We start from the raw sequence: 25,788 nt of genomic DNA, 5'->3' as shown, positions 1-25,788 counted from the left end.
TGTAGGGAGGCCGGACGATGTAGCGCGGCAGCGTGAGGCCCACGTAGGCGGCCTCGTCCGTGTCACGCAGCGCGTTCCAGGCCGAGTACTTGGGCGAGTCCAGGAGGCTGGACACGTCACGCAGCTGGGACACCTCCTTCATGGTGTCGCAGCCGAAGAAGCGCGGGGACACGGACGCCACGAACGGCGCGTGGCTGGCCGCGGCGATCTTCCCCATCGTCTTGAGCCACAGCATGTCCTGCGGCGTGTTGGCGAACTCGAACAGGCCCACCAGCGCGCCGTAGGGGGCGCCGCCGTACTGGTCGTACTCCGCGACGTACAGCTTCTTGAAGAACTCCGAACCGGCGACGTCCGCCGCGTTCGTCTCCAGGTCGCTGTAGGCCTCCTCCTTGGAGACGTCCAGCAGGCTCAGCTCGATGTTGGCCTTGAAGTTGGTGTTGCGCACCAGGTCGTTGAGCGCGGTCCACTGCGCCTCCACCTCCTGGAACTCCGGCGCGTGGAGCACGGCGTTGAGCTGGTCCGACACCAGCGCGTCGATGGTGCCCACCAGCTCCTGCACCGTCTGCTTGTCGAAGCGGCCCTCGTCCGTGTCCATGTTGTGGACCATGGCCGCCAGGCTGGAGACGAAGCGCTCCTCGGGGGTGGCGTCGTCGGGGATGACCAGCAGGTCGGACTGGGCGGAGGCGTCGCGCGCCTCGGGCACGGAGCCCAGGCGCACGCTGTTGAGGAACAGCGGAAGGTCCAGGGGGACATCCGCCACGGCGGTTGCCGCGGACGCCGCGGAATTGGAAGACGCAGGAGGAGTGGGCATGGAAGGAGGCCTCGTTCAGGAAGGTCGTGGGGAAGGGCTCGCGCCCGGCATCACGTCGTGGGCGGCTGCGGGTTCGTCGCGGCCAGCTTCGGCAGGCTCATCGACTTGAACGCGGCCAGCTCCGTCTTCAGCTTCTGGACGGCCTCCGGGTTCTGCGCGAGCTGGCGCACCAGCTGACGGAACTCCTTGCGGTTGTCCAGGTTGCCCTGCAGCTCCAGCAGCAGCTTGCGCAGCGTGAGCAGCGCGTTGATCTTCGGCACCTGGCGGGCCACCTCCACGGGACTGAAGGACTTCATCGAGTCCAGCTTGAGGTTCACCTGCAGCGGCGCCGGCGCCGAGCCATCCACCGGATCCTTCTTGTCCACGCGGTTGGGCACGCTGAAGTTCAGCGTCATGCCCATGTTCTGGATGACCTGGTTCAGGTTCTTGCCATCCAGGTTGCGGATCTCCCGCTGATCCAGGTCCTTCTTGCGGTCGATGGAGGTGCCCTTGGAGAAGTCCCCCATCACCAGCAGCCGGAACGGAAGCGCCTTGTCCGCCCGGGTGCCATTCACCTGCGTGCGGTAGGTCAACGTGATGCGTGATCTGGGAATTTCGTCGGTGATGGCCATGAGTACCCCCAAAAACGGATCTGCCGTTTGTGAAATAATTGATAAACCATACGAATACACAAAAGCAATACACCCCCACCACATGACCCGGCACGATGGGGGCGCCACCACCCAGAGAGACATAAGCGACCCAACCCATGGCATTTCCCAGCCCTGAAGGGCGAGAAACCAGACAGGATGGGTCATTGGGGCTTCCTTGACGTCCCTGGCTCAAGGCCAGTACTTTTCCAAACATTGTCACCCGGCCCATGCAACTCCTTGCTTCGGGCGGTCCCTGTGACACGAAAAGTCATTTCGCCCTGCCATGAACCCAGACACCCTCGCGCGAGTCCTGTGGCAGGAAGGGCAGACCCTGCTGCCCGAACACTTCCGGGCCCAGGAGGAATCCCTCTCCGCGGAGGCCCGGCGCTACGCGGGATTCGCGGGCCTGCCGGTGGTGGGCGTGAGCGCGCTGCGTTTCAACGACGTGTTGCTCGCGAAGGGCTCGGTGGCGCTGGAGGAATTGACCGCGGTGTTACCGGGCGGCCACCTGCTGGAGGTGCCGGGCAACGCGGAGGTGACACCGCTGTCACTCGAGGAGACAGGGCGCACGCGGGTGACGGTGTATCTGCACCTGCTGGCGGTGCTGGAGCCCCGCGAGGACCTGGCGCCCGCGGGCGGTGAAGCCCCCAGCGTGGTGCGCGCGGGACGGCGGCTGTGCCTGTCGCTGGAGCCGGTGGTGGATGACACGGTGAGCAGCCTGTCGTTGGCTGTCTTCACCCGGAACGCGGACGGCCCGTGGCGGCTGTCCGCCACGCACCTGCCGCCGCTGCTCAGCGTGGGTCCCCACCCGTTCCTGGAGCCCCTGTTCGAGCAGCTGGACGGACTGCTCCAGCAGGCGCAGGGGCAGTTGCGCACGTCGCTGCGCGAGGGCCTGGTGCGAGGCGACCGGCTGGCCAGCGCGCGGCGGGCGCTGTGCGAGGTGCGAAGCCTCCAGGTGCTGCGCCAGGACATGCGCCACGGCCTGCAGCCGCCGCCCTACCCGCTGGTGCAGGCCTTGCGGCGGCTGTACTTCGAGACGTGCTGCTATCTGGAGGCGGAGCCGGACGACGAGCTGCCCGCGTACGAGCACGAAGCGCCGGGCCCGGGCATCGCGCGGTGGATGGAGCTCCTCACGCGCGGCTTCCGCCCGCAGGCCAGCCCCCTGTCCTATCGCGCCTTCGACTTCCAGGACGGCCACTTCAAGCTCACCCCGCTGCCCAAGGAGACGCCGGCGCCGGATGACTTCTACCTGCTGGTGCGCCGGCAGGAGCGTGACCGGCCCCGCTCCATGGAGGGCGTGAAGCTGGCCAGTCCGCTGCGGCTGCCGGCGGTGCGGCGCCAGGCCTTGAAGGGCGTGCCGTACCGGCACGTGGCCTTCCCCTCGTTCCCGCACGCCTTCGACGCGGACATCGACTGGTACCAGCTGACGCACCAGAGCGAGGAATGGCAGTCCGCGACGCGCGAGGACGGGCTCACGTTCTTCGCCACGCCCGCGCTCGAAGGGGCGCAGGTGCTCCTCTACTGGCGCAGGGCCTGACGTCGGACCGACGGGGGAACGGCGCGCATGCCCAAGCTCATCTGCATCATCGACATGGACAAGGAGAAGGGCCTCATCCTCACCACGGAGGACAAGGACGGGAAGATCCTCCAGACGGTGAAGATGGATGGCGAGGCCATCACCCTGGAGGTGAAGGGTGACAGCGCGACCAGCACCATCGTGCAGAAGCAGGACAGCGTCACGGTGACCTGCAAGTCCTTCGTGCTGAAGGCGGAGACCATCGAGGTGACCTCCACGAAGGCGTCGTCGTGGAAGAGCGACGACACGCTCGCGCTGGAGAGCGCCAAGGCCTTCACCGTCACCACGAAGGACGAGCTGACGCAGAAGGCGGCGAAGGACGCGACCGTCTCCTCGGACAAGGGCGTGACGCTGAAGGCGGCGCAGAAGTTCAGCGTGGAGGGTGACGACGTGAAGGTGGAGGCCAAGAGCGGAGCGGTGGCCCTGAAGGCGCCCTCCGTCAAGGCGGAGGGACAGAAGGACGTCGCGGTGGAGGGGGCGCAGGTGAAGGTGACCGCCAAGGCGAAGTTGGCGCTCAAGGCGGACGGCGTGGCGGAACTCAAGGGCGGCATGGTGAACGTGGGCTAGCGGGGGGCGCGATGAAGCTCGAGCACTGGCAGGTCGTCTTCACGCAGTACCGGCAGGCCCAGTCCATCCTGGACGGGTGGCTGCCACAGGCCGCGCCCGGCTCGGCCGCCGCGGCGGGAGTCCTGGGCCGCGATGGCCTGCGCCGTCTTCACGACGAGCTCCTGGAGGTCATCGAGCGGCTGCGCGCGGGCCTGGGCGCCCACGCCCGCGACGAGGAGGTGCAGGACGCGCTCAAGCCCTTCACGTACTTGGTGGACGAGCGCGTCCTCCTGCGGCTCGTGGACGCGGAGCAGCCGCTGTGGCCGCTGTTGCAGTACCGCCTCTTCGGCGAGGACGGCGGCGGCGAGGCCTTCTACGCGCTGGCGGATCAACGCCTGGACCAGCCGGGTTCGCCCGCGCTGCTCTTCGAGATGCTCCACTTCTGCATCACGGCGGGCTTCGGAGGCCGCTACCTGGGACACACCGCGAAGCTGCGCGAGTACCAGGAGCGGCTGTCGGCGCGCATCGTCACGCCTCCGCCCCCGCCCGCGCCCGCGGCCTCTGGTGCATCCACCGGGCCGCTGCTCTACGCCTTTCCCGCCCGCTACTACGCCGCCAGCGCCGCGAGCGTGCTGGGGCTGCAGGGCCTGCTCTGGTGGGTGACCCGGTGAAGCCACAAGCCGCCGCGCCCGCTCCCGCGCTCGACGCCGCGCCCGCCCTGCTCCAGGAGGTGCGCAAGACCGTCGCCGCGCGCCTGGGGGTCGGCCGCCATGGCCTGGAGCCCCTGCTGGACGAGCTGGGCCAGACGCTGGCCCGCCTGATGCCGGGGCCGGGTGACGCGCGCTTGTCGCCAGAGGAGCAGCAGAAGGCACGCGCGTCGTTCGCGGGCACGGTGGACACGCTGGAGGACGTCCTGGAGGCCCTGCATCGCTCGGGCCGGGCCGGGAACGTCATGGGCTGGGGGGAACGCTGAGCCATGGATGTCATCAAGAAGCTGATTGCGTTCATCCCACCGAAGTGGAAGCCCTACGCGCTGCTGCTCGTGGCGCTGCTGGCCATCGGCATTCCGCTGTTCCTCGTCTGGCGCGCGAAGCGCAAGAGCGCGCCGGCCGGAGGAGCCGCTGCTCCGGAGCCCCTGGCGAAGAACCGGCTGCGCAAGGTGCGCGAGAAGTTCCTGGCCGGGCTGCCGCTGCGCCACCGCGTGGCGGTGAGGGACCTGCCAGGTGTGGTGGTGCTGGGGCCAGCAGGCGCGGGCAAGTCGCGGCTGATTGAACTGGACCTGGACTGGAAGCGGCAGGCGCGGCAGTTCCTGCCCAGCCTCCTCACGGACTCGCTGCTCCAGGTCTACCTGGGCGCGGACGTCGTGGCCCAGGAGGTGTCGCCACAACTCCTGGAGGACGAGTCGCCCCAGGCGCGAGAAGCCCTGCGCCGGCTGTGGAAGGACAGCTTCGGCGGTGGCCAGCAGGCGCTGGCGGTGCTGGTGCTGGACGCGCGCTGGCTGCAGGACACGCCCCCGGACGAGGTGCGCCGGGCCGCGCAGCTGGTGCGAGGCAAGCTCAACCTGCTGTCGGAGATCCGAGGGGGCGCGCTGGAGACGCGCGTGTGCCTCACCCACCTGGATGAGCGCGAGGGCTACGCGGACTTCGCGAAGCTCCTGCGCGCGCACCACGTGCCGCTGCGCTTCCCCCTGCCCCCGCCCGGCCAGGAACCCCGGCTGGGCTCGCTGCTCAAGGCGCAGGAGCAGTACCTGGCGCTGGGCCTGACGGCGCTGCCGGTGGAGTCCTTCGAGCGGCTGGAGCGCTTCTATTCGGAGGGCCACGCGCCCTTCGAGGCGCTGTCGCGCTTCGTGACGGCGCTGATGGAGGGCCAGACGCTGGCGTACGCCCCCAAGCTCTCCACGGTGTCGCTGTCGTCCGCGGACAAGGACGCGAGGGACCCGGACGTCCTGTCGGTGTCCGCCGAGGCCAGCACGGCGAGAGCGGTCCACGACCGCTACATGCACACCCACCTTCGCCGGGCGGTGCTGCTGGGCCTGGTGTTCGCGCTGCCGCTGCTGGCCGCGTACGGGCACTTCGCGTGGAGGTTGAACCAGGCGCGCACACGCGTGCAGCGCTTCGAGGAGATGGTCCAGCGCATCCGCGACCAGGGGCAGGAGGTGTCCGGGACCGCGGTGCAGGAGCCGGTGGTCGCCGCGGGCCAGTCCCTGGACTCGCTGTGGAAGGCCATGAACGCGTGGCCGCTGCTCCGCTACAGCTTCACCGGCGCGCGAGAGGACCTGCGCCAACGCCTGGCGCGGGGCATCCGCGAGGCCCACATCCGGCCCGCCCTGGAGAAGTGCCACCGCCAGCCGGACACGTGCCGCCCGGAGCAGGTCGTCTACCTGCTGGCCACGCTGCACGGCTCGCGCGAGGAGCCGCTGGGACAGCTGGTGCTGTCCAGCCTGAAGACGCGTCCGAACTGGAGCTTCGTACCGGAGGGCGAGCAGCCCGCGCCCGCGGGCGACGCCGCGGCGCTGGAGGCAGGGCGTTCGTGGGTGACGGCGGTGGGACTGAACGAGTCCCTGGTGGCCGACTACGTCGTCATGAGCAACCCGCCGTGGTCAGCGCCGGACACGCCCGAGGCCAGCTGGGCGCGCTGGCCCTTCCCGGAGCCACTCACGCTGGAGGCGCAGCTGATGCCGTGGCAGGCGCACCTGCGAAGGCTGCAGGACCTGCTGGCGAACCGGGCCGTGGAGCCGCGCGAGCTGGAGCGGCTGGACGCGGACCTGGAGTCCATGCAGGACGAGCGGCGCAGGCTCCAGGCGCTGCTGGACGACAGCGCGCGCTTCAGCAGCCTGCCGCGAGCCCTGGAGCTCCTGGCCGCCTCCGAGGCGCGCGTGGACACCAGCCGCTTCCGGGGCATCCCCTCCACGCTCAAGACGGTGGCGTGGATCAACGACCACCGGGACTCGCTGACGAACGTGCTGCGCATGGAGGAAGAGGCCTACCTGGGCGTGAAGGCCGTCCAGAAGATGAGCGTGGCGGAGCTGCTGGTGCGCGACGGACTGTGGCTGCCGGGCAACGGCCCCACGGTGCTCCAGGTGCCGGTGCTCCAGAGCACCTTCGAGTTCCGTCCCAAGGACGGCTCGCGGCTCCTGCACCAGGCGGTGCTGCGCTACCACGAGAAGACGGGGCGGCTGCCCTTTGGCGTGGTGGAGGGCCAGGAGGCCGTGGCGTCGCGGAGCGGCGCGAGCCTGGCGGCGGACCGGCTGGAATTCGACACGCGGCTGCGCCCGCTGGTGGACGAGTTCACCACGCGCATCAAGGGCGCGGGGCTGCCGGTGGAGGAGGTGTCGCAGCGCCAGGAGCACGTGCGCCGCAAGGTGAACCAGTTCGCGTTCCAGTACCGCAACCGCCTGTTCCAGCGCGTGGGCGGCTACCGCTTCCAGGCGGTGATTCCCGCGCTGTTGCCCGAGGAGCTGTCGCGACTCACGCAGCCGTCCTCGGAGCTGGTGGACATGCTGCGCGACGTGGCGCAGGGCGTGTCGCTGGAGCCACTGGACGGGCCCTTCTACGAAGCGCTGCGCAACGCGGTGGCGCCCTTCAAGCCCATCGCGACGGTGATGAAGCCGGACGAGAGCGGCAACTACACGGCGCTCAACCCCTACCGTGCGCTGCTGGCCCAGCTGTCGGACGAGCTGAACGCGGTGCCCCGTCCCGGCGTGGTGCCCGCGGAGGCGACGGCGTCGCTCACGGGAGGCCTGGCCACGGGCGCGGGGAGCGCCCAGCCCGCGGGAGGGGCCGCGAAGCTGCCGGAGCTGCTGACGCCGCTGGGGCGCCTGGCCTTCTCGATGATGCTGGAGGACGACACGTCCTACCTGCGCAAGGTGGACGCGTGGCTGGACCAGCAGGGGCTCATCGGAGAGCTGCGCCAGCCCTTCCGCCAGCCCTTCCTCGCGGTGCGCGACCTGGGGCAGCGGGAGATTGAGCGGACCCTGGAGCGGCAGTGGGAGGACGCCTCCGGGCGGTTCCTGCGTTCGCTGCTGAGCCGCTATCCGTTCACGCCGGACGCGTTGCAGGAGGTGGACCCGGGAGACCTGGAGGTGCTGCGCCGGCAGGATGGAGCGTTCTGGGAGTTCGTGACGCGGGTGCTGGCGCCGGTGTGCGAGGAGCGAGGCTCGGAGTGGGTGCCGAGAAGCGCGCTCCAGTCGAAGCTCGCGTTGCCCCAGGGAATGCTGCCCACGTTGGGGAGGCTCTCGAGGCTGGCCCGCATGTTGTGGGACACGGAGGGAAGGCCCCGGCCGCTGATGCTGCAGGTGATGCCGCTGCCGCTGCCGAAGGCGCCCACGCAGGGCAGCTTCGTGACGCTGGGTTCGCTCAAGTGCGGCAAGACGACGTTCCTCGCGTACAACCAGAGTCCGTCGTGGCAGGAGTTCCCGCTGGCGTGGTGGGACCAGCAGACCGCGTCGCTGATGCTGGAGGTGCGAGCCCCCGCGGACCAGTCGGTGCAGTACGCGTCGCTGGAGAAGTCGCGTTCGGCGTGGAGCTGTTTCCGGCTGCTGGAGTCCTCGCAGTCCACGGAGGACCCGCAGCACCGCCGCTGGTCATTGAGAGCGCGAGGCGCCCAGTCCACGGACGGGGTGATGGACCTGCGCTTCGGGCTCAGGGGTGAGCCCTGGATCCCGTTCCGAGAGGTGCCGCGATGAGGCGCTGTATCCCGTTGCTCCTGACGCTGCTGACCGCGTGTCAGCCGAGCACGCTGCACCTGAGCGTGAAGGCCCCCTCGGGGACGAACCAGGGCCGGCCGCTGTACATGCTGGTGCGCAAGGTGGACCCGAAGCAGTTCGCCGTGGAGTCCTACGGCGAGGTGTCCGCGCGCATCTTCCATCCGGACGCGGACGTGCTGCTGTCGGCGCTGATCTACCCGGGAACGCTGCAGCGGCTGAAGGTGCCGCTGCCGGAGAACGCACCGGTGGCGGTGTCGTTCCTCTTCACGGCCCCTGACGGCACCTGGCAGCAGTTCGTGAACACGCCCACGCCCGGCTCCCTGGACATCGAGCTGCTCGAAGGACGCATCCGCACGGGCACACAGCCCGCGGCCCCGAAGGAAGGCGACGACGCGGCGAAGCCGCCCGAGCCGCCCGCCGCCGCCCCGAAGCCCCCACCCTCCTCTTCCGCCAAGGCCCCGGCCCTTCACGCCGAGAACTGAGGTCGCCTCATGCAACGCATCCTGTTCATCCTGACGGCCTCCCTGTGCGTCCTGACCGCCTGCGGTCCCGAGGCGGAGAAACCCTCCACTGTCGCGGCCAACAAGGAAACGCTTGTCCAGGAACGTCGCGCGGCACTGCGACCGGCCGATCCTGAGCCTCCGCTCATCCTGTCGACCACCTCCATCAACTTCAACAGCCAGGCTGCGTGCGATTCGAAGGAGGTTTCAATCGATCTGCGCAACCCCGCCGCCACGGCACGCAAGATCCAATACGCGAGCATCACCGGGGGCTTCACCTTCGTCGGCCTGTACGACACGACGAACACGCTCTGCGAAACCCCCTGCACCCTTGCGGCCAGGCCCGCGGAGGGCCCGGACACGATGCTGAAAGTGCGGGTGGGCTTCTCTCCACTCCAGCCCGCCACCTTCCACGGGACACTGACGCTCTACACGGATGATCCGCTCATGCCGTCGCTCACCGTGACGCTCGACGGCAAGGCCACGGGCCCATTGATCGTCGTCGGGCAGACGTCCGTCGCGTTTGGCGCACATGAAGTGGGGACGTCGACGCCGCGCAACGTCACGCTGACGAACCTGGGCAATGCGGCGTTCAGCATGGCGCCTACCGCTACCGGCCCCTTCAGCGTGTCCAGTGCCACGGTGACCATTCCGCCCGCCAGCGCGACGACGCTCGAGGTGAGGTTCGTCCCCCTGACCTATGACCTGGGCAACCTCACGGGCTCGCTCCTGCTGACGAATGCTTCCGCCGTGTGCCCAGCGCTGCCATCCGTCACGCTCACCGGCGAGGGGCTGTCCCCCGCGAAGCTCTATGTGAGCCGGGACACGGTGGCCTTCGAGCAGACGCCGGTGAACACCGACAGCCTCCCCCAGGAGGTCATCGTTAGAAACGACGGCGACGGCCTGCTCAAGGTGACCCAGGTGAAGCTGCCCACCGGCTCACCGTTCCGCGTGAACACCGCGGGGCCCTTCAGCCTCGCGAAGGGCGACACCCAACGCCTGGAGGTGACGTTCCGCCCGACGGTTGCCGGCAACGTCAACCACTCCCTCAGCTTCACCATCAACGGCACTGACGTGCCCGCCGTCGCCCTGACTGGCAGCACGCCGACGGAAATTCCCCCGAAGCTCGGCTTGAGCCGCACGGCGCTGACCTTCGAGCAAACGCCGGTGAACACCGACAGCACCGCCCAGGAGGTCCTCGTTCGAAATGACGGCGGCGGTCTCCTCAAAGTGACCCAGTTGAAGCTGCCTGTCGGCTCACCGTTCCAGGTCGATACGTCAGGGCCGCTCAGCATCCCGCCCGGGACCCCTCAACGTCTGAAGCTGACCTTCCGCCCGACCCAGACCGGCACCTGGGATCAGACGCTCGCCTTCACCATCAATGGCACCGACGTCCCGGCGATCTCGCTGTCTGGCGCCACGCCCCCCGTGCTCCCTCCAAAGCTCGTGCTGAGTCCCACCGCGCTGCTCTTCCCGCAGACGCCCCTGGACACCGACAGCGCCCCCCAGGAGGTCACGGTCCGGAACGAGGGAGGCAGTGAGCTCACCGTGAACCAACTGGTGTTGCCCCTGGGCTCCCCCTTCCGGGTCAATACATCCGTCCCCTTCAACATCGCCCCCGGCGGGACCCGAATCCTGAAGGTGACGTTCCGTCCGGACGCGTCCGGGACTGCGACCACCACGTTGGTCTTCAAGAGCAATGTCGCGGACCAACCCCTGGCGCTCTCAGGCACAACGCCGTCGAGCCCGAAGCTCGTCTTGAGCCGCACCGACGTGGCCTTTGAGCAGACGCCGTTTGACACCGACAGCGCGCCCCAGGAGGTCACGGTCAGGAACGGCGGGGACAGCCTGCTCAAGGTCACCGCGATGACGCTGCCACTGGATTCTCCCTTCCGGGTGGATACCTCGGTCCCCTTCAGCCTCGCGCCCGGAAACACCCAGCGCCTTCAGCTGACGTTCCGCCCGACGCAGACGAGTGCCACGACCGGCAAGCTCACCTTCACCAGCAACGACCCCACCGCACCTGAACTCAAGCTGTCCGGCACCAAGACTCCGGGCAACGCCTGCCTGGGCATCCTCCCCCTTTCGTTCACCTTCGCCGAACAGGAGGCAGGAGACGTGGGCAGTGAGCAGCAGAAGGTGACGGTGACCAACACGGGGACGGTCGCGCTGACGGTGACGCCCTCGGTGACGGGTAGCAGTGCCTATTCCGTGAGCCCCACCACGCCGTTCACCCTGGCACCGGGCTCCGCGGGCCGTGAGCTCTTCGTTGCCTTCAACCCCGGCGCCAATGAGAGCGGCGCCGTGGATGGCGTGCTCACCTTCGGCACGTCACCCACGACGTCCTGCGTGTCCAACGTGCCCCTCCATGGCACCGCGCGCAAGACTTCGTTGGGAGTCAGCACAAGCACCCTGACCTTCCCTGACTACACCGTCGGCGCGCAGCCCGAGCCCCAGCAGGTCATCCTCTCGAACAACACCAACTGGCCCATCAAGGTGTTCCCCGTGGCACCCGGGCTCCTGGCCCCCTTCACGGTCTCCGGCATCCCGGCGGACGGTCTGATCGTCCAGAGGAACGGCGGTACCGCACCGGTGACGGTGACCTTCGCCGCGACCACCTCGGGCACCTATTCGAAGACGCTCCAACTCCAATCGGATGCCTCGCAGCCCGTGCCCCCCGTGGCAATCACCGGCAAGGCGTTCGCCGCGGAGCTGACCCTGGTCACCAACCCGCTGGTGATGCCCAACGTGGCTCCCGGGGGTGAGTCCACGAAGGAAGCAACCTTGCGCAACAGCGGCAATCAGGCGCTGTTCCTTTCGAAGGTCATCCCGGAGAACGACACCACCTTGTTCCAGGTCGTCGACTTCCCGCCCCAGACCCTGCAACCGGGCGGGGAAACCAAGGTGAAGGTGCTCTTCCGTCCAATGACCAGCACGGGCGACCTGGAGGCGCGGCTGCGCTTCTACACCACGAATGATCAGCGGCTGCCGCCCGTGCTCGTCGTCAAGGGCAACTCCAATGGCCCCAACGCCATCTTCACCGCGAGCGAGATCAACTTCGGGCACAAGCAGAACCGGAGCACCCACGTCAACCTCAGCCTCAACATAAGCAACAGCAGCAGCGCGACCGAGCCTCTGAAGGTCACCGACGTCCACATCGAGCCGTCCGGCACGGCGTTCTACGTGGATAACGTCACCAGTTCAGAGCCCGTGCTTGAGAAGGGTGCGAAGCGGCCCCAGCCCTTCCGGGTGACCTTCAGTCCGAACATCGAGGGCCAGGAGTACGAAGCCAGCCTGGAGATCACCTACCGGGGGACCCTCAGCAATATCGAGACGAAGCGCAGCTTCAAGCTGACGGGGATTGGCGCGGAGGCCAAATTCTCCACGTCATTGGCCGCCGTGGTTTTCCCCGCCACGCAGCCAGGAAGTTCTCTCATGCTGCCCGTGGACATCATCAACACAGGGCTGGTGGAGGTTGACCTGGCGGAGGTGGCCACCAGCATTGGAACCTTCAACATCGACCTGATTGGTGGATCCGACTCCGCCATCCCGGTGAATGGCAGTCGCAGGATCGAAATCACGTTCGTCCCCCAGCGCCCGGGCAACTACTTCGGTGACCTCGAGCTCGCTACGAAGACGCCAGCCACGGCCAAGCTGACCGTCAAGCTGTCAGGCGTCGCCGCGGTCGCGCAGCTGCAGCTGAACAAGAATCAGCTTGTCTTCAATGACGTCCCCCGGCTGACCTCCAGCACCCAGACCGTCACCTTGACGAACATCGGCTCCGCTCCCCTGACCATCACCAATGCGACGGGAAGCGGTCCCTTCACGGCCAAGCTGCAGAACAATCAGCAGTTCCCTGTAACCATTGAGCGAAATGTGCCCGTTCAGCTCGATGTCACCTTCCGTCCCGAGTCCGCGCAGGATGTGACTGGCACCGTGCACGTGCTGAGCAACTCGAACGAAAGCACGGACCAGATCATCACGGTCTCGGGCCGGGGCACCATCCCCGTGTTGGCCCTGCCAGGCGGCGCACCCGAATTCGCGCCACAAGCCATCACGGTCGAAGGGGATCCGCAGCCGGTGGTGGTGACGAACACCGGCAAGGCTCCGCTGGTGGTCTACTCCGTGTCCGTCCCGGATCAATTCTGCATTCGTGTGGATACGCAGAAGACCGCGGTGTGCCCCTCCACCCTGAGTCCCGTCGTGCCCGCCTTCACGGTGGAGACAGGCATGGCGCATGCCTTCTACGTCACCGCGAAGCCTACCCAGCTCCTCAGGATCGAGCGCAACCTGGTCATCTCCAGTAACGCGGATCCGTCTTCCACCGTTGTGAAGCTGGTCGTGGATGGAGTGGGTGGCGTGAGTCTGTCGCCCTCCACCATCGACTTCGGACGCGTGAACTTCGGCACGTCCCTGGAAAAGACGGTGACGGTGAACAACACCGGTATCACCGACGCAAACATTTCCGTGACGATCCCCGCGGGAAACCCGGAGTTCTCCGTGCAGGAGACGCTTCCCAAGGTGCCCGCGAACGGCAGTGCCACGGTGAAGCTGCGTTTCACCCCACAGGGTTCGACAGGCGGACTCCGGACGGTCAAGGCCACGGTGCGGGTGGAGGCGTCCTCCCAGCTTCCGCTGGAACTCGGCCTGCAGGGAACGGCCACGCTGGCGAGGCTGGCGGTGGCACGCCGGGACGGCAAGGCCTTCGACGGTGCGCTGGACTTCGGGGGAACCCGGGTGAACACGACCTCGGATGGCATCGGACTGCGGCTGACGCATATCGGGCCCAGTGGATCTCCGGACGCCGGGAGCGGCGCGGAAGCAAACACGCTCACCGTGAAGGACATCTCGCTGGACGCGGAGGATGCGAGAGCGTTCATCCTGCAGAAGCCCAATCTGCCCATGGCACTGCCCCCGGATGGCAGCCTGGATGTGTCGGTTCAGTTCCGTCCGGACGCCCAGCGGCGCTACAACGCCGTCCTGCGCATCACCTCTGAAGACAGTCAGACGAGCGCCATGCTCGTGACACTGGGGGGCCGCGGCCGGACAAGCCAGCTCAGCCTGTCCACGCCCACGCTGGAGTTTGGCGCGCGGGTGGCCGAGTCTTCCGCCTCGGCGATCCGCTTCGTGAAGCTCACCAACGAGTCCCTCCAGCCGTTGGTGGTGCGTGGACTGGAGATCATCGGCGCGGCGGAGAATTCCGAGCCCTCGCACTTCAGCCTGGATTCGGCGCCCACGCTCCCCTTCACGCTGGCGGCCCAGGAATCGAGGGACGTCTTCGTCAAATACGTCCCCCGTCCGGACGTCACCTCCAAGGCCAACCTCCTGGTGGTGACGAACGACATCGAGTCGCCGGACGCGCAGGTGTCGCTGTCGGGCCGAGGGCTCTCCACGGTGTTCCGCGCGCTCAACCGTTCGTTGGACTTCGGCACTGTGCGCCAGTCGGAGCCGGCGACCGCCAAGGTGGTACTCACCAACGACAGCACCCAGGAGCTGACGGTGATGCCCCCCAAGGTGGAGGGTCCCCAGGCCACGAACTTCGTGGTGGTGTCTCCCGTCCTGGGAGCGGAGGGCCGCGCCCTGCCGCAGGGCGACTCGCTGACGTTCGACTTGAAGTACGACACGACGCAGATTGGCGCGGCGAAGGCAACGCTGGTCCTGGGCACGAAGGACCAGGAGCGCGCGGCGCTAGTCGCGCTGTCGGGAGTGTCCGTGGCCAGCTTCCTGACCATCGAGCCGTTCGAGCTGGACCTGGGCTGGGTGGACATCGGCTCGACCAGCCCGCCGCGCACGGTGACCCTCACGAACCAGTCCGCGTCGCCGGCGAGGTTGAGCGTGGTGGAGAACACCAACCCGGCGTTCGAAATCGACGCGAGCGCACTGGACGCGGAGCTGGCGCCGGGAGCGCAGACCACGGTGGGCGTCACCTTCCGCGGCCAGGTGGGAGGCCCGGCGGAGGGCACGCTGAAGCTCCGCCTGCGAGGCGAGACGACGGCGGAGGCCACGCTCACGCTGAAGGGCAACGCTAGAACGCTGGGAGGCACGGGCGGCGGCTGCGCCTGTGGAACCAGCGGGGACGGGAGCGCGGCCCTGACGCTGTTGCTCCTTCTGGGCCTGGGGCTGGCGCGTCAGGCGCGGCGGGCACGGACGCAAGGCTGACGCACCCACGCACACCGCTGGAGCGGGTTCGGATCCACCGTACCCTTCCCGCCTCCAGCGGCGTGCCCCCGCATCACGACGAAATGGTTCGGAGAGGAAACCCATGAGCTTCCGCCCGCCCAAGCCCCCCTCGCCGAAGCCGCCCGACACCAATCTCAAGAAGACGGTCCAGCGAGAACTCACCCCTTCGCTATCGAAGAAGGCGCCTTCTAGCAGCGACCTGCGCACTGAAGCCGCAGCCCATGGGCTCAACCGCCCCAAGCCGCCCGACGCCAATCTCGAGAAAGCAATCCAGCGCGAACTCCCCCCTTCCCTCGCGAAGAAGACGCCGTCCATCAATGACATTCGCGCGGGGGAAGCAACCCTCAGGTTCAACTTCAAGGGCGAAGCCTCCGCCTACGTCGGGCAGCTGCTGGACCCCAAGAACGCCCCCAAGGCTCCCACCAAGCTTGTCGGTTCGCTTCTGCGTTTCCAACGCAAGAACGGCTTACGCGCGAACGGGTTCGTGGATGCACTCACACTCAAAGCCCTGGAAGAAAAGGCACCCAAGCCGGGCGGCGCACCGATGAAGGGCAGCGAAAAATCAGCCCAGGACGGCATCAAGGGCGCTGGCAATCTCAAGGGCGCAACATCAAAAGAAAACGTTTCAAAAGTAAACGCCCTGTTGGAGACAATCGATCCGGAGGCGCTCAAGTCCATCATCGACGCCCTTCAAAAAGCCAAGAAGGCAGTCAAACCACCTCGTTAGCGCCAAGGATTATGGAAGACGGACACACTCATCGCTGACCGCGGATGCGTCACCCAGGAGATGGATGATGGACTTCACGGAGCTCAAGATCGCCAGGGCAGTGGTAACTTCCACGTGAATCAGTCCCGGATCCACTTCAGCGGCCCAGGGCTTCAGGGCGATCCGCAGAAGCACCTTCCGGTGCTCGTGGCAGGGTTCACCAAGGACTTTCCCAAGTTCTTCAATGGGCTCGGCAAGAACAAGCAGGAGAACCGGGCGAGCGTCGTCTGGTCGACCCGGCAGTTCGAGCGCACCCGGACGCTTCGCTTCCTGCTCGACGTCAAGTTGGAAGCGTTGGGCATCAACCTGCCTGACTTCCACAGCGATCGGGTCCACGTCCTTCGGCAGGATCCCAACAAGGGGTTCGCCGCGCAGACGCTCAAGCGCAACCTCTCGGAGGGCCTGGAGAAGCCCCTGTCGATACTGCCGCTTTCGGCGCTCTCCGTCTTGATTCAATACAATGCGTACCACTTCCTCGCGGGCCGCCCGTCCTGGGTCTTCGGCCTCGTGCAGCCGGGGATGCCTGGGTGGAACGCAGGAAGTCTCCAGGGCGGCAAGGTCGAGGGCGGCAAGTTCACGCCCTACAGTGGCGGCCCTACCCCCGTCTTCTACCTGGAGTCCTCAGCGGTCGAGCGCTCCTCAATGCTCCTGTTCAAGCTCATGGAGGTGGATCCTGGGATCTTTGTCGACATCCGCGAGACCATCATCTCCCTCTGGAGCAACCTTCTCGCGAACTACGTCCACTCCAAGGGCAACCGCCTGAACGTAGGCCATCCCAAGACCTATGGCACGGATGACGGCGCCGCCCTATGGGAAAGCCAAGCTGACTGGCGGGGGGGGCTAGCGCCGAAAATCGGAATTCGATGCTCCGCAGGACCTCTACGCGAAGAAGTGGGTCCAGAATCTACTTGAACTTCATCCAGCGTTGAAGAGTCAGCCTCTCTCGGAGAGCGAACCCAAGGGAATGGGCGGCCGTTCCGGCAGGGCGACGCCAGCGGAAGATGATTAGCCATCAGCACATCGCCTGCGCGGACACTCGTCACCGCACTTGGTCCTCAAGCAGCAGAAAGCCAATGACCACTGAGACAGCAAGCACCGAAAGTCCTGGCTCCTTCCCCGGTTCGGAAAAATCACCACATCGCTGGTTACGCAGCACTCGTTCTCCATTGCAAAGAGGAACGCCATTCTCAACGACGCCCAGGCCAAGGGCCTGGTTGCAGCACACCCGGGGTTGAAATCTCGATTTCGCCGATTGAAAAACGAGCGCCTGCCCCAAAGTAGCCCTCAATCATCCCAACACGCGACTCAACAAGCAAACCATGAAAACAAGCCTCTACGACATCCGCCCCAAGCCGCTTAATAGCTGCCAACCCCGCTCCGAAGAGGAGTTCTTCAAGATTGATTTTCACAGCGACATGGCCACCGTCATACGCATCCCCCCCAGCGAGGCCCAAAAGGATCCGCAAAACACAATCCCCGAAAGCCAACTTATCAACATCTTGACTCAACATTCAATTCCAACAATCAAAATCACAGCCCTGACGACATATCTCGATACCATAGGGTTCACTCCAAAATTCGCTCGGTCCATCCAGAACGCATTCGCAAAGGAACTCGGAAGCACGACCATATCAAAGAGCAAGTGGAGAGGCACCATCGGCGAAGTATCCGCCAACTCCGGCGGCATACTCCCAAGAAGAAATCTCAACTCAGAAAAACACAACAGCCCTATATTTGACTCCAAATACCCCAGGGGTCGACTCGTCTCAGTAAAAACAAGCTCACGCGCCACGTCAAACTCAAACGCCAGCATCAATCTCGACACATACCTGAACGGCCTGAGCGACATACTCGGAGGAAACAAAAGCAAATTGTTAAAAGCTGCAAAACAAATCTACCCGCTATTCATGCAGCCACAGCAACTCATTGAGGTAATCAAAAAAAGCCTCCTTGCAGTCAATGACGACCACGTAAAAGCGCTCCAGGACGCTCTCCAGGATCCGGCCAACTACAAGAGGAAGCTCTATGAACGAATCTTCAACTTGGCGCTAAAGCAGAACCCAACATGGATCAACGGAATCAAAATAGACACGTATCGAATTCTTAATTCCCACATCAACTCGGTTGACGAGGAAGCTTCACGAAAAGCAAGGACGCTGTTTGGATCGACAACAGCATTCATCTCCAAGAAAATTATCAGCAACGGAATAACAACAGAGGCCTTGAACGCGCTGGAGAAATTTCGCTACGAAATTAAAAAATCAAATCCAGGCCTGACAGAAGCGCAGATAGAGAAAGCAATACTTCCCGAGCAAATCCTCATGGCTCGCCATGGCGGAGGTGCACTCGGCACTGCTCGTGCTGCGGGCATTGGCGGCATGCGCGGGGCTGCGGCTGGTGCCGGTATCTCGGTTTTTGCCGAAGGTGCTCTCTGCATTTTCAATCTCCCTGGCGACAAATCAGCATACGACTGCGTAATTCCAGCTTCGAAGGCAGCCGCCGCTGGCGCAGCAGGTGGCTTCACGCAAGGAGGCATGGAAGTCGCTGTCAATTCGACTATCGGCGGGAGAATTTCACTCGGCCTCGCCTCCAACAATCTCGCCTCGCAATTAAACTGGTTTCTATCCAAGGCGCCAGGCACTTTTGCAGGCAGCGCGATTGGCGGCGGCGCTATCAATATGGCTTTTCTCGCCCTCGATGACAAGCCACACAGCTCAGTCGATTACGCGGCAGTTGGTGTTCGCGGAGCCGCTTCGAGTATTACTGGCGGGCTAGCCGCAGCGCTTGCAACTGGAGTGACCGGAGCGATCTGTGGAAGTTCGGTTCCCGTCGCTGGTACTATCGTAGGATTCATTGTTGGTTTCGGCGCCTCTTGGATAGCCGAAAAATACTACGGCGCCCAGGTGGAAGAAGCAGTCCGAAGCTCGTTGCAGGAGTAGGGGTGGCATTGAAACCAGGCACGCAGGCACGATAAGGAAGACAGCTTCACGATGGTTGCGCGCGGCTGGGTAGTGGAGATCGCCTTGCTGTAGAAGGAGTAGGGACAACCGGGTAAACCCACTCAATGGCGACGATCTCCAAGGTTTATGAACGACCCTCCGTGAGGAGTCTCCGCGGCAGTGCGTGGCTGGGAGTCCTCCTGCTGGCCGCTTCTTGCAAGCAGCCCGCGTCGGAGACGAAGCCTTTGGAGGCCCCTCCCGTGAGGAGGCAGGAGGCCGCGGGTCTCGCGAAGCCCGTCTCGCTCGAAATCTACGGGTACAACTACACCGACCTCGCCATCGACAGCTTCGAGGTGAACGGCCAGGGCGGAGGCGACCTCGAGGTCAGTTCGATCGACAGCGGTGGCGGCAAGGGAACCTGCTGTGTGGGGCTCTCGCCTGGCACGAGGTTCCCCGTGGAGCTGACCCTCCGGTGGACCCGGGAGCGGAAGCGTTGGTGTGAGAAGGCCGTCCAGCTCAAGGGGATTGGCACCGCGAATCCCTGGCATCTCGGAGTGCACTTCTTTCCGGATGGGCACATCGAGGCGGAAGTCACGGAAGGCTACCCAGACTTGAAGTTGAAGCTCGACCGGGTGGACGCGGGCAGGCGCAAGCCCACTGGCAACTCGGTCCAGGACGAGCAGTCGGCCAGGTGTCGTGATGGCGATGACCCATGAGCAGGGCAAGCAGCAGTCTCCCAGGCTGTTGATCCAGGCGGCCTCTCTGGCCAACGTCAATACCGAGGGCACAGCGCGTGCCCCCAGCGTCAAGACTGCCCTGGCTCCGCAGGACGTCCCAGCCACCGTGCCGCAGGCTCTCAAGGTCACGTTCTTCTTCGACGGCACTGGCAACAACCTGGACGCCGACCTCGGCACCGAGGAGCACAGCAACGTCGCACGCCTGTTCCGCGCACACTTGGAGACCAGTTCTGCGGGTGTCTTCAGTTACTACCTCCCTGGTATCGGGACGCGCTTCAAGGAGATTGGCGACCCTGGCGGCACGAAGCTGGGCCAGGGGTTTGGGTGGGCGTGCCGTTGAGTACCAACGTCAGGCAGGCACGAGGTATTGCATTGAACCTGCTGAGCCTGGAAAAAGGGCTCAAGATTCGTCAAAACAGCGGCGGCAGCTCACTTGCAGAAATCGCCTTCGCCTCGGGTGGTACACCCGGCGCGGACCCCGCGTCAGGCTTGGCGAATGGCCATATGACCTGGGCGGACGACCTCCGCATCCCCGCCATGGTGGAAGACTGCGTCCACATGGTGGCGGCCCACGAAATCCGCAACTCGTTCCCTCTGGACAGCGTGCTTCAGGGCTTGCGCTACCCGAAGAACTGCCGTGAGATGGTCTACCCGGGATCGCATTCGGACGTCGGTGGCGGCTATCGCCCGGGAGAAGGGGCTCGCAGCACCGAGGCCGGCTCGTTCTTGAGCCTCATTCCCCTGAGGGGGATGCGGCTTGAGGCCATCAAGGCCGGGGTTCCCCTGGAGGCGGCAAGTCCCCTTCCCCTCAAGCAGAAGGATTTCGGCGAGGACTCCTCCAGCAAGTCAGCGTTCGCATCCCTCCTGAGCAGTTTCAGCCACTACATGGACTGCGCCGGACGGGGAGGAAAGCCGGTGGGAGCCCTGCTGCTGTCCCACATGAAGCACTACTACCAGTGGCGCTTTCGCAAGATCTTGCTCAACCAGAAGGCCCGCGGCGCGGGCACGCTCACCGCTGACCAGACCGTGCTGGCCGCCTACGAGCCCGTATGGAAAGAAGAGCGCAACCTCGCGAAGAAGTCCCTCCTGGACACGCTGCCCAGCTCGGATGGCTCATTCGCGAAGAACTCGGGCATCTACGACGCGCAGTTCCTGGCGGATGCATTGAAGCTCCAGCAACTTGCCCGGACGTATGGGCGAGACAATCTGCGGCCGCACTATCGCGCGCTACTGGAGGCCTTTGAGGCGGAGTCCACGGGCAAGGGCTTGAAGGACGCGGGGATCATCACGTTCTTCGACACCTATGTTCACGACTCACTCGCCGGCTTCGGTGGCGATGCGACGCTGCCGTCCGACCCACGCGTCGTCTACACGAGCGGTGACAACAAGCTCGATTACGCCAACAATGGCAAGCCCCTGCCCCGACACATGCAGAGTGATCCATGGGTTTCCTCTCACTCCACATGAGTTACGGGTCACCATTTCCAGGAGGGAGGACGTCGTGAAGAATGCCTTCATCATTCTCTCGGGTGGCCCCTCCACCTATGATCCCAAGGACCCGGAGCTGCATGACCAGAGCTGGGACAACTTCGTCACCGCTCCGCTGCTCCGGTCAAATGGAGGTACGCTGCACGATCCAAAGACAGAGGACGTGCACTGGCTGATTTTTGAGCCCGCCTACAAGGACCGTTGGACCAGCGATCTGGCCAGTCAGACGTCAGCGCCGACCCAATACGGGCACACCCTTAAGATCAAGAACCGGCACAAGCTGAATTATCTTGACCACCTCAGGTCCGGCGCCAAGGACCGCGGCTGGAAGTATGTGGGCCTCTCGACGGCCCAGGGATTCTGGGACTACATCAACAAGCTCAAGGGCACCAAGGTGAGCCGGGTCTGGTTCTACGGTCATGCCAGGGATGACCTGTGGCTCTCGCTGAATCACCGTGCCAGCGACCACGTGGCCGTCTCGCCCGACTCCGATGCGATCCTGAGCTGCGAGGACATCAAGAAGATTGCCGCGTTCTCTTTTGTCCCACAAAAAGCGGCGACCCATCCCCACAAGTTCTTCGGCTGCAATACGAAGGCCTTCGCAGAAAAGTGGGCCAATGCGCTCTCAGTTTTCGCGGAGGGTGCCTCGGAGAAGGTGGACTTCAGGAAAATCCATGCCAACGGGGGCATGGTCACACTCAGTGCCGGAGCCCTGTGGTATCAACACGTCAAGGCGTCGGCCCCGCGGCTGCTCCACTCGAAGACCGGAGAACAGGTGGATTGATGAGGTCGCGCGGGTACCTGGCAGCCCTGACACTGGTCGCCATTGGGATTGTGGGCCTCTACTCCTACCGCACACCCTCCCCGTCCATGCCAACCCCGCCCAATGCACCAGAGGTGGTGCCAGAGTACTTCGCGGAGCGGACCTCGGACTGCGACGTGGACCTGTTGAATCTTTCAAAGTCAGACGCAGGCCCTTTCAAGCGGGTCCTGCCGGTGGGGGCGAACCAGCCTAACGAGCGGCTGCGCCGCAATGTCTGGGAACAGGGCCGGTACCGGGTCCGCGGACGATTTACAGGCAAGCTCCGTGAGTTTCGAGAGTGCGCCAGCTTCCCTGAGTTCGAAGTGCTTGAGTTCAAGCCCTGGGGCCCTGTGCAACGGTGTGCCTCTCCCGGTGCCCTCGATTCGGATCTGCTGACGTATACCGGAGACCTCCCCAAGGACCGCTACGCCCCTGAGGACTTCCTCGACGGGCCCTGGCCTCCGTTGATTGACGATGGGTCTTGCCGGCGCGTCGCCGCCTGCGCCTTGGACAAACGCCGAGCGGACTCTCGCGGCTCTCCCGGGGACGTCATTGACGGGGAGGAGAATCCTTCGCTGGATGGCAGGTTCTGCCATCCCGTGACTTGCAAGTCTGGAGAGAAGCGGGTCGATGGCTGCTCAGGTGTCATCTGGTGCTGCCGGCTCCAGCCCCCGGATGAGCCACCCCAGCCATGACCGCGGCCCCCGGTCACCCGGGGGCCGCGAACCTTCACGACGCTACCGCCGTGCCGGAGGCACGCCGCCTTCGCCGTACAGGTACGCCTGCAGCGGCTTCACCGCGAGGTCCGAACGCTTCAGTGACTCCAGCGCTCCCACCGCCATGCGCGCCGCCTGCACCGTCGTGTAGTACGGCACCGAGTGCATCAGGGACTCACGGCGGATGGAGAAGCTGTCCGCGATCTCCTGCTTGCCGAAGGTCGTGTTGATGACCAGCACGATCTCCCCGTCGACGATCTTGTCGACGATGTTCGGCCGGCCCTCCTTCACCTTCTGCACCCGCTGCGACTCGATGCCCTTCGTCAGCAGGTAGTCGTGCGTGCCCGCCGTCGCCGTCAGGCTGAAGCCCAGCGACCGCAGACGGCGCGCCAGGTCCACCACCGCCGGCTTGTCCTCGTCCTTCACGGAGATGAACACCCGGCCCGTCTTGGGCAGCTTCACGCCCGCCGCCAGCTGGCTCTTCGCGAAGGCCGACGCGTAGTCCTCCGCCAGGCCCATCACCTCGCCCGTGGACTTCATCTCCGGGCCCAGAATGACATCCACCCCGGCGAAGCGCGCGAACGGGAAGACGCTCTCCTTCACCGCCACGTGCCGGAACTCCGGCTCCTCCGTGCGGCCCAGCTCCTTCAGCGTCTTGCCCACCATGCAGAGCGCGGCGATCTTCGCCATCGGCATGCCCGTGGCCTTGGAGATGAACGGCACCGTGCGGCTGGCGCGCGGGTTCACTTCCAGGATGTAGATGTTCTTCCCCTGGATGGCGAACTGCACGTTCATCAGGCCCACCACGCCCAGCTCGCGCGCCATCGCGATGGCCTGGTCCTTCATCCGCTCCACCAGGTCCGGCGACAGCGAGTGCGGCGGCAGCGTCGCCGCCGCGTCACCCGAGTGCACACCCGCCTCCTGGATGTGCTCCAGCACGCCGCCAATCAGCACCTGCCCCGTGCGGTCCGCCACCAGGTCCAGGTCCACCTCGATGGCGTCCTTCAGGAAGCGGTCAATCAGCACCGGGTGCTCCGGCGATGCGCTCACTGCCTCGCGCATGTAGCGCTCCAGGCTGGCCGCGTCGTAGACCGTCTCCATCGCCCGGCCACCCAGCACGTACGACGGACGCACCATCACCGGATAGCCGATGCGCTCGGCCACCTTGAAGGCCTCCGCGTGGCTGCGCGCGACGCCGTTCTCCGGCTGCTTCAGCCCCAGCTTTTCAATCAGCTTGGAGAACTTCTCGCGGTCCTCCGCGCGGTCGATGGCGTCCGGCGACGTGCCAAGAATCGGCAGCCCCGCCTGCTCCAGCGGCACGCTCAGGCGCAGCGGCGTCTGCCCGCCGAACTGCACGATGGCGCCCACCGGCTTCTCACGCTGGGACACCTCCAGCACGTCTTCAATCGTCAGCGGCTCGAAGTAGAGGCGGTCGGACGTGTCGTAGTCCGTGGACACCGTCTCCGGGTTGCAGTTGACCATCACCGTCTCGTACCCGGCCTCGCGCAGCGCGAAGGCCGCGTGCACGCACGCGTAGTCGAACTCGATGCCCTGGCCGATGCGGATGGGACCGCTGCCCAGGATCAGCACCTTCTGCCGGTCCGTGGGGGGCGCCTCGTCCTCCTCCTCGTAGGTGGAGTAGAGGTAGGGCGTGTACGCCTCGAACTCCGCGGCGCAGGTGTCCACCCGCTTGAACACCGGACGGATGCCGCGCGAGTGCCGGTGCGCCCGCACCTCCGCCTCCGGGTAGCCCATCAGGTTGCCCAGGTACTTGTCGGAGAAGCCGTGCGACTTCGCCTGGCGCAAGACGTCGTCCGGCAGGTGGTCCAGCCGGCCGATGTCCGCCAGCGCCTGCGCCTCGTGCACCAGCGCCTCGATGTGCCGCAGGAACCACGGGTCGATGGCGGAGAGCGCGTGCACCTGCTCCACCGTCATGCCCTCGCGGAACGCCTGCGCCACGAACCACGGGCGCTCCGGACGGGGCACGCGCAGCCCCTCGTTCAGCACCTTCTGCCGCTCTTCCTTCTCCGTGGGCAGCTCCGGCGACTCCAGGCCCACGCGTCCCAATTCCATGGAGCGCAGCGCCTTCATGTACGCCTCGGGGAAGGTGCGGCCAATGGCCATCACCTCGCCCACCGAGCGCATGCTCGTCGTCAGCGTGCGGTCCGCCTTGGGGAACTTCTCGAAGTTGAAGCGCGGCACCTTCACCACCACGTAGTCCAGCGTCGGCTCGAAGGAGGCCGGCGTGTCGCGGGTGATGTCGTTGCGCAGCTCGTCCAGCGTGTAGCCCAGCGCCAGCTTCGCGGCGACCTTCGCGATGGGGTAGCCCGTCGCCTTGGACGCCAGCGCGCTGGAGCGCGACACGCGCGGGTTCATTTCGATGACGACCATGCGGCCGTCGCGCGGGTGGATGCCGAACTGGATGTTGGAGCCACCCGTGTCGACGCCAATCTCGCGGATGATGGCCAGCGAGGCCTGCCGCATGCGCTGGTACTCGCGGTCCGTCAGCGTCTGCGCGGGCGCCACGGTGATGGAGTCACCGGTGTGCACGCCCATCGGATCCAGGTTCTCGATGGAGCAGATGATGATGACGTTGTCCGCGGAGTCGCGGACCACCTCCAGCTCGTACTCCTTCCACCCGAGCACGCTCTCCTCCACGAGGATGGTGGAGGTGGGGCTCGCCTTGAGGCCCGAGCGGCAGATGGCCTCGAACTCCTCGCGGTTGTACGCGATGCCGCCGCCCGTGCCGCCCAGCGTGAAGGAGGGACGGATGATGGCCGGGAAGCCAATCTCCTCCACCAGCGCCATCGCGTCAGAGAGCGTCGTGGCGTAGCCGCTCTTGGGCAGCGCCACGCCAATCTTCTGCATGGCGGCCTTGAAGAGCTGGCGGTCCTCGGCCTTGTTGATGGCCTCCAGCGACGCGCCGATGAGCCGCACCCCGTACTTCTCCAGGATGCCCCGCTCCGCCAGCGCCTTCGCCAGGTTGAGCGCCGTCTGCCCGCCCATGGTGGGCAGGAGGGAGTCCGGGCGCTCGGCGGCCAGGATTTTCTCCGCCGCCTCCACGGTGATGGGTTCAATGTAGGTGCGGTGCGCGAACTCTGGGTCCGTCATCACCGTGGCGGGGTTGCTGTTGAGCAGCACCACCTCCACGCCCTCGTCCCGAAGCGCCTTGATCGCCTGGGTGCCTGAGTAGTCGAACTCGACGGCCTGCCCGATGACAATCGGGCCCGAGCCAATCACGAGAACCTTCCGGATATCGGTACGCTTGGGCATCGGGCGCCCCCCATACCAACGTCCGCCCCCACATGCACGCGGTGCGTTGTGCCATGCGGAGGGACCGTCCGATGCCTGCCCGCTCGGGGGACCCCGGCCCGGCGTCCTCTGCTACGC

General features: G+C 65.7%; 17 protein-coding genes. 14 read left to right on the top strand and 3 right to left on the bottom strand.

Features of this window, described 5'->3' with window-relative positions; genetic code table 11:
• The coding region (locus tag JYK02_RS05460; RefSeq protein ID WP_207048950.1) for a type VI secretion system contractile sheath domain-containing protein at positions 1-811 on the bottom strand (811 nt) is incomplete at its 3' end.
• Positions 812-861: 50 nt separating this feature from the next.
• Positions 862-1,422, bottom strand: a complete 561-nt coding sequence (gene tssB / locus JYK02_RS05455; RefSeq protein ID WP_207048948.1) for a type VI secretion system contractile sheath small subunit — start codon at positions 1,420-1,422, stop codon at positions 862-864.
• 304 nt (positions 1,423-1,726) lie between these two features.
• Between tssB and tssK the strand changes: the two genes are divergently transcribed.
• From tssK to JYK02_RS05385, 14 genes are all read left to right on the top strand, one after another.
• A complete protein-coding gene (gene tssK / locus JYK02_RS05450; RefSeq protein WP_207048939.1) occupies positions 1,727-2,980 on the top strand; it encodes a type VI secretion system baseplate subunit TssK in 1,254 nt (417 codons plus the stop codon).
• A gap of 27 nt (positions 2,981-3,007) precedes the next feature.
• On the top strand, positions 3,008-3,586 hold the full coding sequence (locus JYK02_RS05445) for a hypothetical protein (protein ID WP_207048929.1): 579 nt from the start codon (positions 3,008-3,010) through the stop codon (positions 3,584-3,586).
• Positions 3,587-3,597: 11 nt separating this feature from the next.
• The gene (locus tag JYK02_RS05440; RefSeq protein WP_207048928.1) at positions 3,598-4,236 is read left to right on the top strand and encodes a DotU family type IV/VI secretion system protein; all 639 of its coding nucleotides are present in this window, start codon (positions 3,598-3,600) and stop codon (positions 4,234-4,236) included.
• Positions 4,233-4,538 (top strand): hypothetical protein, encoded by a 306-nt coding sequence (locus JYK02_RS05435; RefSeq protein WP_347402431.1) that lies wholly within the window; start codon positions 4,233-4,235, stop codon positions 4,536-4,538. The genes JYK02_RS05440 and JYK02_RS05435 overlap by 4 nt, the downstream gene beginning before the upstream one ends.
• A gap of 3 nt (positions 4,539-4,541) precedes the next feature.
• Complete coding sequence (locus JYK02_RS05430; protein ID WP_207048920.1) at positions 4,542-8,249, top strand: type VI secretion IcmF C-terminal domain-containing protein; 3,708 nt, start codon at positions 4,542-4,544, stop codon at positions 8,247-8,249.
• A complete protein-coding gene (locus tag JYK02_RS05425) occupies positions 8,246-8,752 on the top strand; it encodes a hypothetical protein (RefSeq protein WP_207048916.1) in 507 nt (168 codons plus the stop codon). Before JYK02_RS05430 ends, JYK02_RS05425 begins: the two co-directional genes overlap by 4 nt.
• A 9-nt stretch (positions 8,753-8,761) precedes the next feature.
• Positions 8,762-14,929 carry a choice-of-anchor D domain-containing protein gene (locus JYK02_RS05420; RefSeq protein ID WP_207048913.1) on the top strand — a complete coding sequence of 2,056 codons (6,168 nt, stop codon included), beginning with the start codon at positions 8,762-8,764 and terminating at the stop codon, positions 14,927-14,929.
• A 103-nt stretch (positions 14,930-15,032) separates the two neighbouring features.
• On the top strand, positions 15,033-15,677 hold the full coding sequence (locus tag JYK02_RS05415) for a peptidoglycan-binding domain-containing protein (protein WP_207048911.1): 645 nt from the start codon (positions 15,033-15,035) through the stop codon (positions 15,675-15,677).
• Between the two features lie 60 nt (positions 15,678-15,737).
• Positions 15,738-16,628 carry a hypothetical protein gene (locus JYK02_RS05410; RefSeq protein ID WP_207048909.1) on the top strand — a complete coding sequence of 297 codons (891 nt, stop codon included), beginning with the start codon at positions 15,738-15,740 and terminating at the stop codon, positions 16,626-16,628.
• Between the two features lie 407 nt (positions 16,629-17,035).
• The gene (locus JYK02_RS05405; protein WP_207048908.1) at positions 17,036-18,655 is read left to right on the top strand and encodes a hypothetical protein; all 1,620 of its coding nucleotides are present in this window, start codon (positions 17,036-17,038) and stop codon (positions 18,653-18,655) included.
• 125 nt (positions 18,656-18,780) lie between these two features.
• Positions 18,781-19,371: a DUF3304 domain-containing protein gene (locus JYK02_RS05400; protein WP_207048906.1), complete on the top strand. Its 591-nt coding sequence runs from the start codon at positions 18,781-18,783 to the stop codon at positions 19,369-19,371.
• On the top strand, positions 19,355-19,732 hold the full coding sequence (locus tag JYK02_RS05395; protein WP_207048904.1) for a phospholipase effector Tle1 domain-containing protein: 378 nt from the start codon (positions 19,355-19,357) through the stop codon (positions 19,730-19,732). Before JYK02_RS05400 ends, JYK02_RS05395 begins: the two co-directional genes overlap by 17 nt.
• A 32-nt stretch (positions 19,733-19,764) precedes the next feature.
• Positions 19,765-20,859, top strand: a complete 1,095-nt coding sequence (locus tag JYK02_RS05390) for a phospholipase effector Tle1 domain-containing protein (RefSeq protein ID WP_207048902.1) — start codon at positions 19,765-19,767, stop codon at positions 20,857-20,859.
• Positions 20,860-20,893: 34 nt separating this feature from the next.
• On the top strand, positions 20,894-21,664 hold the full coding sequence (locus JYK02_RS05385; RefSeq protein WP_207048899.1) for a hypothetical protein: 771 nt from the start codon (positions 20,894-20,896) through the stop codon (positions 21,662-21,664).
• Between the two features lie 755 nt (positions 21,665-22,419).
• Here the strand turns inward: JYK02_RS05385 and carB are convergent.
• A complete protein-coding gene (carB, locus tag JYK02_RS05380; protein ID WP_207048898.1) occupies positions 22,420-25,671 on the bottom strand; it encodes a carbamoyl-phosphate synthase large subunit in 3,252 nt (1,083 codons plus the stop codon).
• Positions 25,672-25,788 lie beyond the last annotated feature (117 nt).

Origin of the sequence: Corallococcus macrosporus, from assembly GCF_017302985.1 — a bacterium.
GTDB classification, from domain to species: domain Bacteria; phylum Myxococcota; class Myxococcia; order Myxococcales; family Myxococcaceae; genus Corallococcus; species Corallococcus macrosporus_A.
This window is presented reverse-complemented; position numbering and strand designations above follow the sequence as displayed.

What these genes read in the sequence shown, in the direction of transcription:
- tssB (WP_207048948.1), bottom strand. Translation starts at nt 1,422, where the DNA reads ATGGCCATCACCGACGAAATTCCCAGATCACGCATCACGTTGACCTAC.
- tssK (WP_207048939.1), top strand. Translation starts at nt 1,727, where the DNA reads ATGAACCCAGACACCCTCGCGCGAGTCCTGTGGCAGGAAGGGCAGACC.
- JYK02_RS05445 (WP_207048929.1), top strand. Translation starts at nt 3,008, where the DNA reads ATGCCCAAGCTCATCTGCATCATCGACATGGACAAGGAGAAGGGCCTC.
- JYK02_RS05440 (WP_207048928.1), top strand. Translation starts at nt 3,598, where the DNA reads ATGAAGCTCGAGCACTGGCAGGTCGTCTTCACGCAGTACCGGCAGGCC.
- JYK02_RS05430 (WP_207048920.1), top strand. Translation starts at nt 4,542, where the DNA reads ATGGATGTCATCAAGAAGCTGATTGCGTTCATCCCACCGAAGTGGAAG.
- JYK02_RS05425 (WP_207048916.1), top strand. Translation starts at nt 8,246, where the DNA reads ATGAGGCGCTGTATCCCGTTGCTCCTGACGCTGCTGACCGCGTGTCAG.
- JYK02_RS05420 (WP_207048913.1), top strand. Translation starts at nt 8,762, where the DNA reads ATGCAACGCATCCTGTTCATCCTGACGGCCTCCCTGTGCGTCCTGACC.
- JYK02_RS05415 (WP_207048911.1), top strand. Translation starts at nt 15,033, where the DNA reads ATGAGCTTCCGCCCGCCCAAGCCCCCCTCGCCGAAGCCGCCCGACACC.
- JYK02_RS05410 (WP_207048909.1), top strand. Translation starts at nt 15,738, where the DNA reads ATGGATGATGGACTTCACGGAGCTCAAGATCGCCAGGGCAGTGGTAAC.
- JYK02_RS05405 (WP_207048908.1), top strand. Translation starts at nt 17,036, where the DNA reads ATGAAAACAAGCCTCTACGACATCCGCCCCAAGCCGCTTAATAGCTGC.
- JYK02_RS05400 (WP_207048906.1), top strand. Translation starts at nt 18,781, where the DNA reads ATGGCGACGATCTCCAAGGTTTATGAACGACCCTCCGTGAGGAGTCTC.
- JYK02_RS05395 (WP_207048904.1), top strand. Translation starts at nt 19,355, where the DNA reads ATGGCGATGACCCATGAGCAGGGCAAGCAGCAGTCTCCCAGGCTGTTG.
- carB (WP_207048898.1), bottom strand. Translation starts at nt 25,671, where the DNA reads ATGCCCAAGCGTACCGATATCCGGAAGGTTCTCGTGATTGGCTCGGGC.